15 protein-coding genes are annotated in these 12525 nt (G+C 67.6%); 6 read left to right on the forward strand and 9 right to left on the reverse strand.

Annotation, left to right across the window (positions count from 1 at the left end; translation table 11 throughout):
• The first annotated feature begins 54 nt into the window (after positions 1–54).
• From AC1VNM_RS05425 to AC1VNM_RS05435, 3 genes are all read left to right on the forward strand, one after another.
• Positions 55–342 carry a hypothetical protein gene (locus AC1VNM_RS05425; RefSeq protein ID WP_483106126.1) on the forward strand — a complete coding sequence of 96 codons (288 nt, stop codon included), beginning with the start codon at positions 55–57 and terminating at the stop codon, positions 340–342.
• 58 nt (positions 343–400) lie between these two features.
• Positions 401–736, forward strand: coding sequence for a YciI family protein (locus AC1VNM_RS05430; RefSeq protein ID WP_483106127.1), 336 nt, complete (start codon positions 401–403; stop codon positions 734–736).
• Between the two features lie 96 nt (positions 737–832).
• On the forward strand, positions 833–1204 hold the full coding sequence (locus AC1VNM_RS05435; protein WP_431104880.1) for a YciI family protein: 372 nt from the start codon (positions 833–835) through the stop codon (positions 1202–1204).
• A gap of 33 nt (positions 1205–1237) precedes the next feature.
• Here the strand turns inward: AC1VNM_RS05435 and AC1VNM_RS05440 are convergent, their stop codons facing one another.
• Positions 1238–1606: a glyoxalase superfamily protein gene (locus tag AC1VNM_RS05440; protein ID WP_483106128.1), complete on the reverse strand. Its 369-nt coding sequence runs from the start codon at positions 1604–1606 to the stop codon at positions 1238–1240.
• Between the two features lie 61 nt (positions 1607–1667).
• Between AC1VNM_RS05440 and AC1VNM_RS05445 the strand changes: the two genes are divergently transcribed.
• A complete protein-coding gene (locus AC1VNM_RS05445; protein WP_483106129.1) occupies positions 1668–2111 on the forward strand; it encodes a DUF1801 domain-containing protein in 444 nt (147 codons plus the stop codon).
• Positions 2112–2180: 69 nt separating this feature from the next.
• On the opposite strand, the gene AC1VNM_RS05450 is transcribed toward AC1VNM_RS05445, so the two are convergent.
• Positions 2181–3113, reverse strand: coding sequence for a homocysteine S-methyltransferase family protein (locus tag AC1VNM_RS05450; protein ID WP_483106130.1), 933 nt, complete (start codon positions 3111–3113; stop codon positions 2181–2183).
• A 124-nt stretch (positions 3114–3237) separates the two neighbouring features.
• Between AC1VNM_RS05450 and AC1VNM_RS05455 the strand changes: the two genes are divergently transcribed.
• Complete coding sequence (locus AC1VNM_RS05455; RefSeq protein ID WP_483106131.1) at positions 3238–3783, forward strand: HD domain-containing protein; 546 nt, start codon at positions 3238–3240, stop codon at positions 3781–3783.
• Between the two features lie 32 nt (positions 3784–3815).
• Positions 3816–4265 carry a hypothetical protein gene (locus tag AC1VNM_RS05460; RefSeq protein ID WP_483106132.1) on the forward strand — a complete coding sequence of 150 codons (450 nt, stop codon included), beginning with the start codon at positions 3816–3818 and terminating at the stop codon, positions 4263–4265.
• A gap of 21 nt (positions 4266–4286) precedes the next feature.
• Here the strand turns inward: AC1VNM_RS05460 and AC1VNM_RS05465 are convergent, their stop codons facing one another.
• From AC1VNM_RS05465 to AC1VNM_RS05495, 7 genes are all read right to left on the reverse strand, one after another.
• Positions 4287–5681: a TolB family protein gene (locus tag AC1VNM_RS05465; RefSeq protein WP_483106133.1), complete on the reverse strand. Its 1395-nt coding sequence runs from the start codon at positions 5679–5681 to the stop codon at positions 4287–4289.
• A gap of 141 nt (positions 5682–5822) precedes the next feature.
• Entirely contained in the window at positions 5823–6302 is a 480-nt protein-coding gene (locus AC1VNM_RS05470) for a hypothetical protein (protein WP_483106134.1), read from the reverse strand.
• A gap of 147 nt (positions 6303–6449) precedes the next feature.
• Positions 6450–7154, reverse strand: coding sequence for a phosphatase PAP2 family protein (locus tag AC1VNM_RS05475; RefSeq protein WP_483106135.1), 705 nt, complete (start codon positions 7152–7154; stop codon positions 6450–6452).
• A gap of 90 nt (positions 7155–7244) precedes the next feature.
• Positions 7245–10238 carry a serine/threonine-protein kinase gene (locus AC1VNM_RS05480; protein WP_483106136.1) on the reverse strand — a complete coding sequence of 998 codons (2994 nt, stop codon included), beginning with the start codon at positions 10236–10238 and terminating at the stop codon, positions 7245–7247.
• Between the two features lie 27 nt (positions 10239–10265).
• Positions 10266–10820 (reverse strand): ECF-type sigma factor, encoded by a 555-nt coding sequence (locus tag AC1VNM_RS05485; protein ID WP_483106137.1) that lies wholly within the window; start codon positions 10818–10820, stop codon positions 10266–10268.
• Positions 10821–10929: 109 nt separating this feature from the next.
• Positions 10930–11820 carry a hypothetical protein gene (locus tag AC1VNM_RS05490; RefSeq protein WP_483106138.1) on the reverse strand — a complete coding sequence of 297 codons (891 nt, stop codon included), beginning with the start codon at positions 11818–11820 and terminating at the stop codon, positions 10930–10932.
• 233 nt (positions 11821–12053) lie between these two features.
• The gene (locus tag AC1VNM_RS05495) at positions 12054–12521 is read right to left on the reverse strand and encodes a nuclear transport factor 2 family protein (RefSeq protein WP_483106139.1); all 468 of its coding nucleotides are present in this window, start codon (positions 12519–12521) and stop codon (positions 12054–12056) included.
• Positions 12522–12525 lie beyond the last annotated feature (4 nt).

The following is a 12525-nucleotide window of genomic DNA, read 5'->3' on the forward strand; positions in this document are numbered from 1 at the left end:
GAATATCAAGATCCTCTCGATCTCGACCCTCTCATGAACGCGCTTGGAGCGCCCTTGGACAAACCCCGCCTTTACGTCGACTTCAATGAGATGGTCGAGCGCGATCTGGTGTTGCTCTCCGTTGGCGACCAGAAGAAAGATTCCTCGGGCACCATGGTTCTCCTGCAGCAGGGGGCGGCCGTGGACATCTACATGGACGATGAAGAGTTTCGCGCGGACATCGCCAAGGACGGTCTGATGAAGAAGTTCTGCGAGAGCCTGCGCAGCCTGGGGACCCTCGAGCCGAACAACATGATCTTCGCCGAGCGCGGACTGGACTTTCCGACGAAGCGGGAGCGTTGAGGGCATCGGGAGGCTTGCTTGCTCCCCCGAACCCATTGGCTTCGACAAGGAGACGTCAATGGCAAAGTTCCTCACCGTGGGCTACGGCGACGAGGCCGGATACAGGCAGACCGACGCAGCCGTGCGCGATGCGGCTCATGCGCACGATGCGAAGCTCAAGGCCAGCGGTGCCTTGATCGGAATGGCCGGCGCTCCTGTGCAGGTCCGTAACCCCGACAACTCGGGCGTCCAGACGACGTCGGGCGCCTACCTGCGCAGCGCCTTGCCGATCGCCGGATTCGCCGTGATCGAGGCGAAGGACCTGCAGGAAGCGATCGCGATGGTGTCGAAGACGCCATGCGCCGTGGCGCACGGCGTCGTGGAAATCTGGCCTCTGGAGGAACCTCCGCAGTGACGATGACCGGATCCTGCTGCAAGATTTCTGCAGGAGCTTGTCGAATTCCGACCCTCCGATTCGTCGTCAGTGCATCACCGTCTCAAAGGACTTCCCTTGAAATACCTCGGCCTCGCCTACTTCACGCCCGATGCATTCGCCAAGATGTCGCCTGAAGACGTCAAGGCATTGGTGAGCCAATGTCCGCCGCTGGACGAGAAGATGCGCGCCACGGGCAAGGTCCTGGTGTCCGCGTCGCTTGGCGATCTGGAGGGCTGGAAGACGCTTCGTCCGAGCGGCGGCAAGACGCACGTCACCGACGGGCCTTACACCGAAGCGAAGGAAGTTGTCGGTGGCCTGTTCATCATCGAGGCGGACAGCGAGGAAGAAGCGCTGCGCATCGCCTCCATGCATCCGGCCGCCACGCTGGGCGAAGCGGGTGGATGGGCCGTGGAGCTGATTCCGATGGACTTCTACTTGAGCCGTTGAAGACTCGGAGGAACTGCACAGCGCCCGGCTGCGTCAGGTGCTGATCGCGTTGGTGAACGTCAACCGGTTCCCGAACGGATCCGTCACTGAGACGTCCTTGGACCCCCACGGCGTCTCCTCCAGCCCGGGCCGGGCGTAGCCGTACTGCCGCCCGGTCAGTTCCGCGTGGAAGCCTTCGATGTCGTCCGTCTCGATGCGCATCGCCGCACCCGGACAGCCATCGCCGTGATGCTCCGAGAGGTGCAGCACGCAGCCGTCCCGCGAGACCTGCAGGTAGAGCGGCAGTCCCGGTTCGAAGCGATGGTCCCAGTCGACCTGGAAGCCCAGGAATCGCACGTAGAACTCCAGCGCCTTGGCTTCGTCGAAGATGCGCAGGATCGGGGTGGTCTTGGCGAATTTCATGAGCGCGATCATCCTACGGCTACAGTCTCCAAACCCATTCGCCAGAGAAAAGGGAGGGGGCATGGACTCCGACATGAAGACGTTCCCCATCCCCGATGCGGTGAGGGACCATCTCCTCGCCAAGGCGACGCCCAAGCAGCTCGAGGACGTGCAGCGACTGGTGCTGCTTCTCTCCGCCGTCACCGGCGAGGCGCCGGCGATGTGGGGCGCCAGCATCGTGGGCTTCGGCGCCTACCGCTACACCTACGCGTCCGGTCGTTCGGGCACGTCGTGCCTCGCGGGCTTCGCCATCCGGGGCAAGGAGTTCGTCCTCTATCTGGCGCCGGAATGGGACGGCGCGCAAGCGTGGTTGAGCAGGCTCGGGAAGTTCAAGGCCGGCAAGGGCTGCCTGTATGTGAAGCAGCTCGCCGATGTTGATGTCGATGTGCTTGAGCAGTTGGTGTCGGCGTCCGTGGAGGAGCTTCGTCGGCGTTATCCGGCTCAAGAGCACCCATCGGCCCGCTGAAGGTTGATGCAAGGCGAATCAAAGGCGACTCTCGCAGTGAGGGTCGAGGCGAGGCATGCATGCCGACTCCTAGCTGACCCATGCATCCCGCATGGCGCGAAGGTGCCGCCAGTCGGTGCCGCAGCAGCCGCCCAGGACATTCAACCGTGGCAAGACACCTTTGAGGCCCCGATACCTTTGAGCAAGGTCTTTGGGATCGCCTATGTCCAGCGCGGTGGATTCATCGAGCTCGGCGTGGCTCTTCGTCGAGGCGTTGGGACGTAGACCGTGGATGCGCGTTATCCATGGCTTGTCGGCCGACAGGACATCCTCGACATGTGTCGGATGTGCGCAATTGATGGCGAAGTAGGCCGGCGGAGCGGACGCGTCCACTCGTTGGATGGCGTCACCCAGCGCCTCTCCACTGGGCAGTCGGCCGTCTGTCTCGACAGTGAATGAGATGGCGACGGGCAGTCCCACGCGCTGCGCTGCCATGGAGATGCCCAGGGCCTCAGCCGATGTGGTCATCGTGACGGCTGCGAGCATGTCCACCCCGCCTGCGGCAAGCGCCTCAGCCTGCAGTCGGTGATAGTCGGCAGCGACGTCCACGCTGTCGGGCGCCTGCGCAATGTAGCCGTCTCCCCGTGGACCGATGACACCGCTGACAACAATCGGACCGCTGAGGCGTGGCGCCCAGCGCGAACGCATGCCGCACATCATTTGCGCTGCTCGGGTGTTGAGCGCTCGCAGGTGCGCGGCATCCATGCCCAGCAGCGTGGCCCAGTCGGAACTGGCGCGCCACGTGGGCGTTTCGAGTACGAAGCCAGCCCCGGGCGTCTCGCCACAGAGTTCGAGGTAGGGAACGTAGTAACTCTTCAGGCGCTCGCGGCCAAGCTCATCATCCAGCAGCGTGAACGCAGCGAAGTGCGGCAACTCAATCTTGTCGAGGAAGACGAGCGAAGTCTCGAGGCCGCCGTCGCTCAAGAAGATGCCGCCAGCAAGTTGGGGAAGTGCCCTGGCCATGCGCTGCCTCCATCGGCCGAGTTGCTCTTTCGTGGCGACACAACGATACGCCGGCGGGAGACTCTGAGCAATCAAGCGGATCGAGAGGCGCTATCGCTCGAAGTCGGGACTCCCAAGGTTGCCGGTGTCCCTGCACGGCCAGCGGTCGGGCACGTCGCGGATACTGAAGGTCATGACGACCTCCCTCCCGCAGCAAGCCCGGGCCTTCGCCGTTGCCGCTCACGGCGCGCAGAGGTACGGAGATCATCCCTACGTGCATCATCTGGACGCCGTGGCCTCGATTGCCGAGCCTTTCGGCGAGGCCGCGGTCGTCGCTGCGTACTTGCATGACACGGTGGAAGACACGCCGGCGACGCTGGCGGAGATCACCGAGCAGTTCGGTCCGGAGATCGCCGCCTGCGTGGCACTGCTGACGGATGAGCCAGGGGCCGACCGCAAGGAGCGCAAGGCGAAGACCTACGCGAAGCTGGCCGAGGTCACCGGACCACTGGAGCTCGCCTTGATCGTGAAGGCATCGGATCGCCTGGCCAACGTGAGAGCCTCCGTGAAGGACCGCAACGAGCGCATGCTGAAGGTGTATTGCAGCGAGCATTCGACCTTTCGAAAAGCCGCCTATCGACAGGGACTCTGCGATTCGCTGTGGGCCGAACTGGATGCCCTATTGAACTGAAGCTGCGGAGATCGTTCGGTATCGTCGACGCCATGAATCCAGACTCCCCCACAAGAATCGCGATCGACCATGACGACTACCACGCGGAACACGTCGGAAGGACTGCCGACGGACGCCAGTTCTTCCTGACCTATCCGTTCGAGCCGGCGAGGAACGGAAACCCGGGCGGTGAGTTCAATGCGCTCTACCTGTTCGATTCGACGGGAGAATTCATCAGCGCGCAGATCGAGTCATTCGGCCCGAGAAGCTCTTTTGATGCCCAAGCGAAAGCGCAGGCCTACCGCCGACTGCTCGATGGACTGGGCCCGGTCACGTTCCAACGGATTGAGGTGGCCCCGTTCGAGGTCGAGAGGTTTGGCAGGACATTCGGCTTGATCGGACGGGACTGCGAGGATCCCGACGATGTGCTCGCCGTCGAAGCGCAACCGGGGAATTACATGGCGTTCTTTGCGCCCTGGGACAGCGGCGTCTACGACACCTGAACTCGATCGGGCTGTCCCGGTCTATCCCACGCACTTCCCGCTCTGTGCGCCGTGCCCCGGCAACGGCGCCCCTGGCAACTCGATCGCATAGTGCAGCGACAACATCTGCCACCCCTGCGGCCCCAGTTGCCACTGCGTGCTGTTCACGCCCACGTAGTCCGGTGCCGCCTGCGCGGGATCGCGGCGTGATTCGACCACGCTGTAGACCTCGGCCTGCCCCGCGTAACGGCGCAGTTCTCTGTGGATTTCGCATTCATGCAGCGCTCGCGGGGACGGCTTTCCCACGGCGGCGATGAACGCCTCGGCGGACCAGCTGCGCGCTTGCAGCTGGTTGACGTTTGCATTGAGCTGTTGGCCCCACACCCGCGCTTCCGGATGCATCAGCGCGCTCATGCGTACCGTGTCCGCGGGTTGTCCTGCCGTGTGGCTGAACGACTGCCACAGCGCGGTGACCTGCGTCTCCAGCGCGGCGCGGCTGAAGGCCAGCGCGTCGGGCCCGAGCGCGTCGATCAGCGCCGGCCAGCTCACGCGATAGACCTGCGACAACCCTGACGCAAGACCTGACACCGGTCGCGTCGACGCAAACAGCAACCATCGCCCGTCCGCGGTGACCGACGGCGTGAACTCGAACCCGGCTCCGTTGATCGGTGCTGGCAGTCGCAGCGCGGGGCCGAACTGCTCGCCGACGCGCTCGGCCAGGTAGAGGTCGGCACCGCCTTCGCTCCCGGCGCGGTTGCTCCACCACACGGCAAAACGCCCGTCCGGGCTGAGGGTGAAGTCGCTGTTGGCCGTCCCCTCGTTGATGGGGGACGGGAGAAGGCGAGGAGGGCGGTCTTCATCGTCGTCGACGCGATAGATGGAGAGCTTGCCCGGACCGCCGGCGCGTGTGGACGCGAAGTACAGCCGCTTGCCGTAACGCTCAGGGCCGAGCTCCTGCCCCGGGCTTTGCAGCACATCGGCCAGTCGCCGGGGCGGCGTCCATTGCCCGGTGGCGAGATCCGACAGCCCGGCTTCGAACAGATCGAGATCGTCGCCTCGAGCGGCGGTCCCCGCGCCGGGCCGATGGGAGACGAAGGTCAATGTCTTGCCGTCTCCGGACAGATGCGGGTCCGAGTCGCGCGAGCGGGGCTCGGAGAACGGCAGCGGCTCCGGGGCGCGCCAACTGCCGTCCGGATTCCGCCGCTGCCAGAAGATCTGCGATTGCTTGAAGCCGGCGGCGGAGCGCGCGAAGACGCGCAGGGTGGCGGTTTCCTGCAGGTTGTAGGTCTGCGTCTGCGGATCAACGCCGGGCAGTTCGACCCGTTCGACGACCAGTTCGGTCGCTGCGACCGCGGGCGCCGCAGCGACCGCAAACGACGGGTCATGAATGGCCGCCAGGAGAAGCAGGGCCACAGGGTTCAGTGCGCGTGCAAGCATGGCGATCAGGGCTGGAAGTCCGGAATGCGCCGATGCTAGAAGCGAGGTGAAGACCTGACCCCCGCGATGTGATGAAGCCGGTGAAATACGCCGTCAAGGCGGCCGGGGGCGGATGAGATTCGGCGCGGGCTTCCCTATGGTTCAGCGCTCGGAGACATCCGGCAGGCGGTCGCCTGCGCCGGGCGCCCGCGATACTCGCTTGGCCAGATACGCGCCGATGACGATCCCGACGGGGGTGACCAGCGCCCAGATGCCGACCACCAGCGCCGAACGCGGGCTCGGCAGTTGAGCGAAGAAGACCGTGACCACCGCCAGAAGCAGCAGGAGGCCGATGGCGACCTGTGACCGCGCCGGAGACAACATCCTTGCGACGAGTCCCGAAATGACGCTGCTGAGGAGGCTGACTGCCTGAACGACGAACCAGCCGCCAGACCTGGTGTCCCTTGTCTCTAGGAGCCAGTCCAGATGGCCAGGCTCGATGAATGTGCCGAGCAGGTCTCGGATGATGAAGACCGTGTACAGCAGCGCTATCGACGCTCCGAAGTGAGCGACGATGCCCGCTACCACGGCGATCCAGGTCCGCCGCCAGCGAGGTGTCGATTGAATGGTGTCTGTAGTCATACGGGTCAAGGCAGGCGATTCATCGGAACGCCGACGGTGCAGGCATGAGGTGGGTTGAACGCAGGGCGCGTTGCTCGGCCCGAGGCGCTCATTTGAGAGGTCCGCAGTGTGCCTCACCAGATCGGAAGTGCCAGGTATGAGGGGCCATCAGGTTGCGGACGATGCTCGGCGCTGCGGCGGTGCCGTCAGAAGGATCGCCACAACGCCCAACGCCGCCCCAGCCGGCACATCCAGCACGTGATGCTGATACGTGGTGAGCACCGAGACCCCGATCAGCGCGAACCACGCATGCAGGCCCACGGCCCACCCACCGCGCAGCACCGGCGCGAAGCGCGCCCACATCAGCACCAGCACGCCGATGTGCAGCGACGGCGCGCGGTTGTAGGGCATGTCGCAGTGGCCGAGCAGATCGAACATGACACCGAGCGCGCCCTCAGTCGGCGGTCGCTCGAACGTGAAGCGAAGCGGAAACGCCGCGTAGCAGAGCACCGACACGACCAGCACGATGAGCAGCCGCAGTACATGGCGGCGCAGCCGATCGCCGTCCGCGTCGATGAAGAACGACAGCACGAAGAAGACGCAGATCGACAGGTAAGGCACCACCGTCCAGCTCACGAAGGGAATCGCGCGTTCCCACGCGAACACACCGGCACCCACGTCCGTCCGCAGACTGGTCAGCTGGTTGGACAGCGTGTACAGCGCAGCGTAGGCGGCTGACGTTCCGACGGCACAGGGCAGGGGGCGCCAGCGCGGCGCTTGCGCGGCCGATGGGGAACGGCGTTCAGGGCCTTCAGATGTGGCACGGCGTTCGGATGTGGCCTGGCCTTCGGACCAGGGGATCGGATAGCTCATCGGGGATCTCCGCCGCGGGTGCCTTCACCCGCCTATCCCTGATTACGAGATCCCGATCCCGAAGCGGACATCGCCGCCCGCTGCCCGCCATCATGGCCGCTCGACCGGCCTTCGCTGAGCCGCACGGATCGTGCGGACCTGCTCCATCAGCCGGTTGGCCTCGGCGTCGTTGCGCAGCGCGCGTTCGGCGCTCGCCAATGCGTCGATGGCATCGGCCACGGCGGGACTCAGCGCCGTGTCGTAGAGCTGCCGGTGCAGTCGCACGGCGTCCCGCAGCAGCGGTGCGGCGGCCTCGGCCTTGCGTTGCTGGAGCAAGGACTGACCCAGCACCAGCGTGGCGATGGCCTGGTTGTCCCGTTGGTAGTCGGCATGCCCGCCGCTGTCGATGGCGGCGAGCGCCTGCCGCGCCTGCGCTTGCGCCACGTCGAGATGACCGGCGTTCAGTTCGAGCCAGGCGGACTCGACCTGCTCCGTCACGGGCTCACTCGCGGTGGGGGCGGGCGGCACCTTTCTCGCGGCGCGCTGCGCCTGCAGGCCCGCCAGCGCCTCGCGCGCCTGGCCGCTCTGGACCTGCCAGCGTCGAAGTGCCAGGCTGTAGAGCCTGCCCGGCGGCTTGCCGGCGGGGGTGGCCTGTCTCTGGCGCTCCAGCAAGGTCTGGGCTTCGGCCAATCGGCCAAGGCTCGTCAACGCCATTGCACGGTCCGTCAGCGCCTGCTCGTCCATGCCGTCAGCCGGGTGGGGCTTTCCAAGCACGGCCACGTCGTCGCTGCTGACGGCCAGCGCGGCTTGCGTCTGGCCGTAGTTCGCCAGTGCGCGCGCCTGCCACATGCGGACCCAGCGGCGCTGCGGAAGATCGGCCGGCGCGGTCTCACTCCAACGCCAGGCGGGCGCCAGCGCCGTCAGGCTGTCGCGGAAGCGCCCGCCCAGGTTGAGGAAGATCGCGAGGTGCGTCTGCGTCTCCGCCACGCGCACCGCGTTGGCGTTGCGCGCGACCTCCGCCGCCACGCCCTTGCGCATGCTGGTCTCGGCTTCGGCGTATCGGCCCAGCGCGCGCTGGGAGTGGCCGAGGAATTCGTAGAGCAGCGACAGCTCGCCGGCCCCCAGCGGCGGATGCGCTTCGCAGAGCTGGACGGCTTCCGTGTAGGCCGCCTGCGCGCGCTCGAACGACCGGTCGTACAAGGCCGCATCGCCCAGGATGTGCAGCACCAGCAGCAGGTCGGCGTTGGAGTGGCCGCGGCGGGCGATCGCCAGCGCGCGCTCGGCGAAGGCCATCGCCAGCTCCGGTTCCGCGCGCCGGTTCAGCGAGGCCTGGCCGATCTCCACCTGCAGCCGCGTCGGCGAGCTGTTGTCCTGGCGCGCATCCAGCAGGGCCGTGGCCTCCTTCAACTGCGCGGCGGCTTCCTTCCGCTTGCTGTCCAGGGCCAATGCGTTGGCCAACGCCGCCATCGCCAGTACCGCCTCGTCGCTGGCCGGACCGTGCAGCTCGCGCGCCACGCTCAGGCGCTGACGCTGCAGGTCGACCTCGCGCGCGTTCAGACCCAGGTCCTGGTACATCGAGGCCAGCACGGTGAGCAGCCGCAGTCGTGCGGCGGGTGCGTCCTTGAGTTCGGCATTGATGCGTTCGGCGCCGCGGTCCAGCAGCTCGCGCGCGGTCGTGTCGCGGGCCTTCGCCGGGTTGGCCTGGTCGGCCGTGTTCGCGCGGAACACGCCTTCCAGGAAGCCCTGCACGGCCTGTGCGGTGGCCGCTTCGGCCTGGGCGCGCTGGGCCTGCAGTCCTGCCTGATGCGCCTGCCACAGCGCGACCGATGCGCCGCCGATCAGCGCCACCGTCGCGATGGCACCGGCCATCACCGGCAGCCGGTGTCGTCGCACGAGCTTGGCCAGGCGGTACGCGACGCCATCGGGTCGCGCCTGCACCGGCTCGCCGTCCATCCAGCGGCGCAGGTCCTGCGCGAAGGCATCCATCGTCGGATACCGATCGGTGGGGGACTTCTTCAGCGCGTGGTCCAGGATCGCATCGAGGTCGCCACGCAGCTGCCTGCGCAGCGAGCGGTCGGCCCACGGATCCGAGCTCCCGCTGGCAGTGCTGGCACTGCTTGCGCTGTCGGCGCTGGCAATGCTGCTGGCCCGCGGGACGTCCGCCGAGGCGATCACCTCTTCCAGCTCCGCCGCACTGCCGCGCTTGAGGCGATACGGCCGTACCCCCGCCAGCACCTCGTAGGCCACCACGCCCAGGCTGTACACATCGCTGGCCGTGCCCAGCGGATCGCCACGGATCTGCTCGGGGCTGGCGTAGTCCAGCGTCAACGCGCGGCCCGAGAACTCGGTCAGCGCGGTGCGCTGCGTGCTGTCGCCTTCGAGCAGCTTGGCGATGCCGAAGTCCAGCAGCTTCACCTTGCCGTCGGGCGTCACCAGGATGTTGCTCGGCTTCAGGTCGCGATGCACGACGAGCCGCGCATGCGCATGCCCGACCGCCGCCATCACCTGCAGCAGCAGCGCCACCCGCTCGCGCACCGACAGCGCCCGGTCGCGGCAGTACGCGTCGATCGGCACGCCGTCGACATGCTCCATCGCCAGGAACGGCCGGCCCTGCGCGTCGATGCCCGCGTCGTACAGGCGGGCGATGTGTTCGTGCTCGAGCGTCTCGAGGATCTCCCTTTCCCGATCCATCCGCTCAGCCAGGCTGTCGCCCCAGACGAGGCGCGGCAACTTCAGCGCGACGCGCCGGTGCATCAGGCCGTCCGCCCGTTCGGCGAGCCACACCGTGCCCATGCCGCCGCGGCCGATCTCGGCGATCAGCCGGTAGGCGCCGACGCTGCTGCCCGGCAGGACGCCGTCGAAGGGCAAGGGCCTGTCGGCCGGGCCGTCTGCCGCGAACAGGCGAGGCAGCGTGTCGAGGAAGTCATCGGTCTCGACCTCGGCCTGATGCGCGAGCAGGGCGCGCAGCGCCTCGCGATGCACGGCGTGTTCGCCGATCAGGCCTTCGAGCCAGGCCTTGCGCGCGGTCGGCGAGAGGTTGAGCGCCTCGTCCAGCAACGCGCTGATCGCGGGCCAGTCGCCTTCGAATCTTGAGAGGGTCGTCATGCGTTCATCCGACCCGCGACGGCGTCGTCAGTCCCGCAGCGCGTGGGCCAGCAGCAGCCGGGCCTTGTCCCAGTCGCGGCGCACGGTGCGCGCGGACAGGCCCAGCGCCTCGGCGATCTCCTCGTCCTCGAGGCCGCCGAAGTAGCGCATCTCGACCACGCGTCCCAGCCGCTCGTCGACACGGCCGAGGTCCTCCAGCGCGGCATGCACGGCCAGGATCTCGTCGGACGCCGCGGGGAGGGCGCCGATGAGCTCGGAGTTCAGCGTGACCTGTTCGGCGTCGCCGCCGCGGCGGTCCGTCTTCGCCTGGCGCGCCGCGTCGACGACGATCGATCGCATCACCGTGGCCGCGTAGGCCAGGAAGTGGCCACGGTCCGAGGGCGTCAGCGAATCGCGCTGCAGGAACTTGAGGTAGCACTCGTTGACCAGCGCCGTCGTCGCCATCAGGCCATCGCCGGAACCGCGCGAGAGCCGCCGGTGGGCCACCTGCCGGAGCTCGGGATAGAGCAGCTCGAAGATCCTGTCGAACGCGCTGCGGTCGCCTTCGCGCGCCCGTCCGATCAACTGCGTCACTTCCCCCATGCCGTGGTTCCGTCCAAAACGTGGTTGGTGACGGCCATGGTAGCGCGCGCTCCGCGCGGCCCGGACGGCGGCGCGTCCCCGAGTTCTGACGGGCTTGTTTCATCTGGTGTCACTCCGTCCGGCGTGAGGCGCGGGCGATCGGTGGCATCGGCGGCATCGGCAGCGAGGCGGCGCCCGGAAGCGGCGGGCGCAGCCGCACGGTCGACAGCAGGCATGCGCAGGCGCAGGCGAGGGACAGCGCCGGGAGGGCCCCCGTGTGGGGAGCGAGCAGGACGAACACGGTGCCGAAGGCCGCCTTGCCGAAGAGCCCGCCGACGTAGCCGCGCAGGAAGTGCGCGGCGGCGCGGTGTCCGCCGTTGGCGTGTTCGGCCATGGCGACCGGGCCGGTGATCAGCGGCAGCGACGAGAGCAACCCGGCCGCGAAGCCGCCCATGGCCGGACCGATGAGGGTCGCGATCGCGGTGAGCGCGCCCGCCATCGCGGCGACGAGCCACATCGAGCGCCACATCGAGCTGTCAGGTCGGGTGAAGGGCCGGGAGTCGTGCCGGGAGTAGGGGCGTTGGGCGGACCGTGGAGGGAGGCGCTGACGCGACACGATCTCCGCCCCGAGTCGGGGCATCGCCACGAAGGTGACGGCGCAACTGCCGAGCGCGAGCATCAACGCGGCGCTGAGGTCGGCACTGGCCGCCTTCGCCGGCAGCGCCATGGCCATCGCGCCGCCCAGCCCGCAGGCCAGCGCGACAGCGGCGCCGCCGTAGCGGGCGGCGCGTGCGTACCCCAGCGCGAAGACCGCCAGCATCGCGCAGGCGGCGACGCTGCCGATCGCGGCGCTGATCGCGAAGGCCATGCCTTCGTCATGCGCCAGCCAGGCCAGCGTCGGCGCGGTGATCGTCGGCAGCGCGGCGACAAGACCTGCCACCCGGCGCCCGCCGTGGCGCGCCGCCGCCATCACCAGCAACACTGTGCCCGCGGTCAGCAGGCCCTTGAACAACTCGTCCATCGCGCTCCCCCTTGGGGACGGCGAGCAACAACACGCCGTCCTGCCAAGGTGAACGAGATCGGCGGTCGAGGACGGACAAGTGGCCGGAACCTCAAGCAGGGGACAAGGAATCCGGTCGTCCGTGGACGCCGGATGTCCGGCGCCTGTCCGGGACTTCGTTCAGTGAGGTAGCAGGTGCTGTGACGGTGGGGCGACGTAGCGTCCCCTTCCCGTCACTGATCGATGCCACCGCGTCATGGCGCAGGCGCGGCGCCGCCCGTCATCGGCCGATGGTCGTAGCTGAACACCCTGGCGATCTGCCAGTTCGTTCCGTCGAAGCGCCACAGGATGGAGTAGCGTCCCTGCTGGATGCAGTCGGCCTCGCCGGCTTTCACGAAGCAGTGCCGTCCCATCTGAAGGGCGCCGATCTTCGCCATGGGGTAGACCTCCATCGTGCCTTCCAGCACGCGCCGCTGCAGCTTGCCGCAGATGTTCTTCCGGACGGCCTGGATGAACTGATCGCGGTTCATGACGCGCCCGTTGAGGTCATGGAAGAACTCGACGTCCGGCGCGTAGAGCGCCAGCAGCGTGTCCGTGTCGCAATGGTTGAAGGCGTCGAAGTGGCGCTGGTCCAGCTTGGCGATGAGGGCCGGCAGGTCGGCATCCGGGATGCTGGGGTGAACGGACTGCGCCCGCGCCGCACCCGCGGTTGCAAGCGTCACGGCT

Source organism: Mitsuaria sp. MSU3D, from assembly GCF_056867975.1.

Excerpts from the sequence above, each read along its gene's own strand:
- AC1VNM_RS05430 (WP_483106127.1), top strand. The coding sequence starts at position 401 with ATGGCAAAGTTCCTCACCGTGGGCTACGGCGACGAGGCCGGATACAGG.
- AC1VNM_RS05440 (WP_483106128.1), bottom strand. The coding sequence starts at position 1,606 with ATGAAATTCGCCAAGACCACCCCGATCCTGCGCATCTTCGACGAAGCC.
- AC1VNM_RS05445 (WP_483106129.1), top strand. The coding sequence starts at position 1,668 with ATGGACTCCGACATGAAGACGTTCCCCATCCCCGATGCGGTGAGGGAC.
- AC1VNM_RS05450 (WP_483106130.1), bottom strand. The coding sequence starts at position 3,113 with ATGGCCAGGGCACTTCCCCAACTTGCTGGCGGCATCTTCTTGAGCGAC.
- AC1VNM_RS05460 (WP_483106132.1), top strand. The coding sequence starts at position 3,816 with ATGAATCCAGACTCCCCCACAAGAATCGCGATCGACCATGACGACTAC.
- AC1VNM_RS05465 (WP_483106133.1), bottom strand. The coding sequence starts at position 5,681 with ATGCTTGCACGCGCACTGAACCCTGTGGCCCTGCTTCTCCTGGCGGCC.
- AC1VNM_RS05470 (WP_483106134.1), bottom strand. The coding sequence starts at position 6,302 with ATGACTACAGACACCATTCAATCGACACCTCGCTGGCGGCGGACCTGG.
- AC1VNM_RS05475 (WP_483106135.1), bottom strand. The coding sequence starts at position 7,154 with ATGAGCTATCCGATCCCCTGGTCCGAAGGCCAGGCCACATCCGAACGC.
- AC1VNM_RS05480 (WP_483106136.1), bottom strand. The coding sequence starts at position 10,238 with ATGACGACCCTCTCAAGATTCGAAGGCGACTGGCCCGCGATCAGCGCG.
- AC1VNM_RS05485 (WP_483106137.1), bottom strand. The coding sequence starts at position 10,820 with ATGGGGGAAGTGACGCAGTTGATCGGACGGGCGCGCGAAGGCGACCGC.
- AC1VNM_RS05490 (WP_483106138.1), bottom strand. The coding sequence starts at position 11,820 with ATGGACGAGTTGTTCAAGGGCCTGCTGACCGCGGGCACAGTGTTGCTG.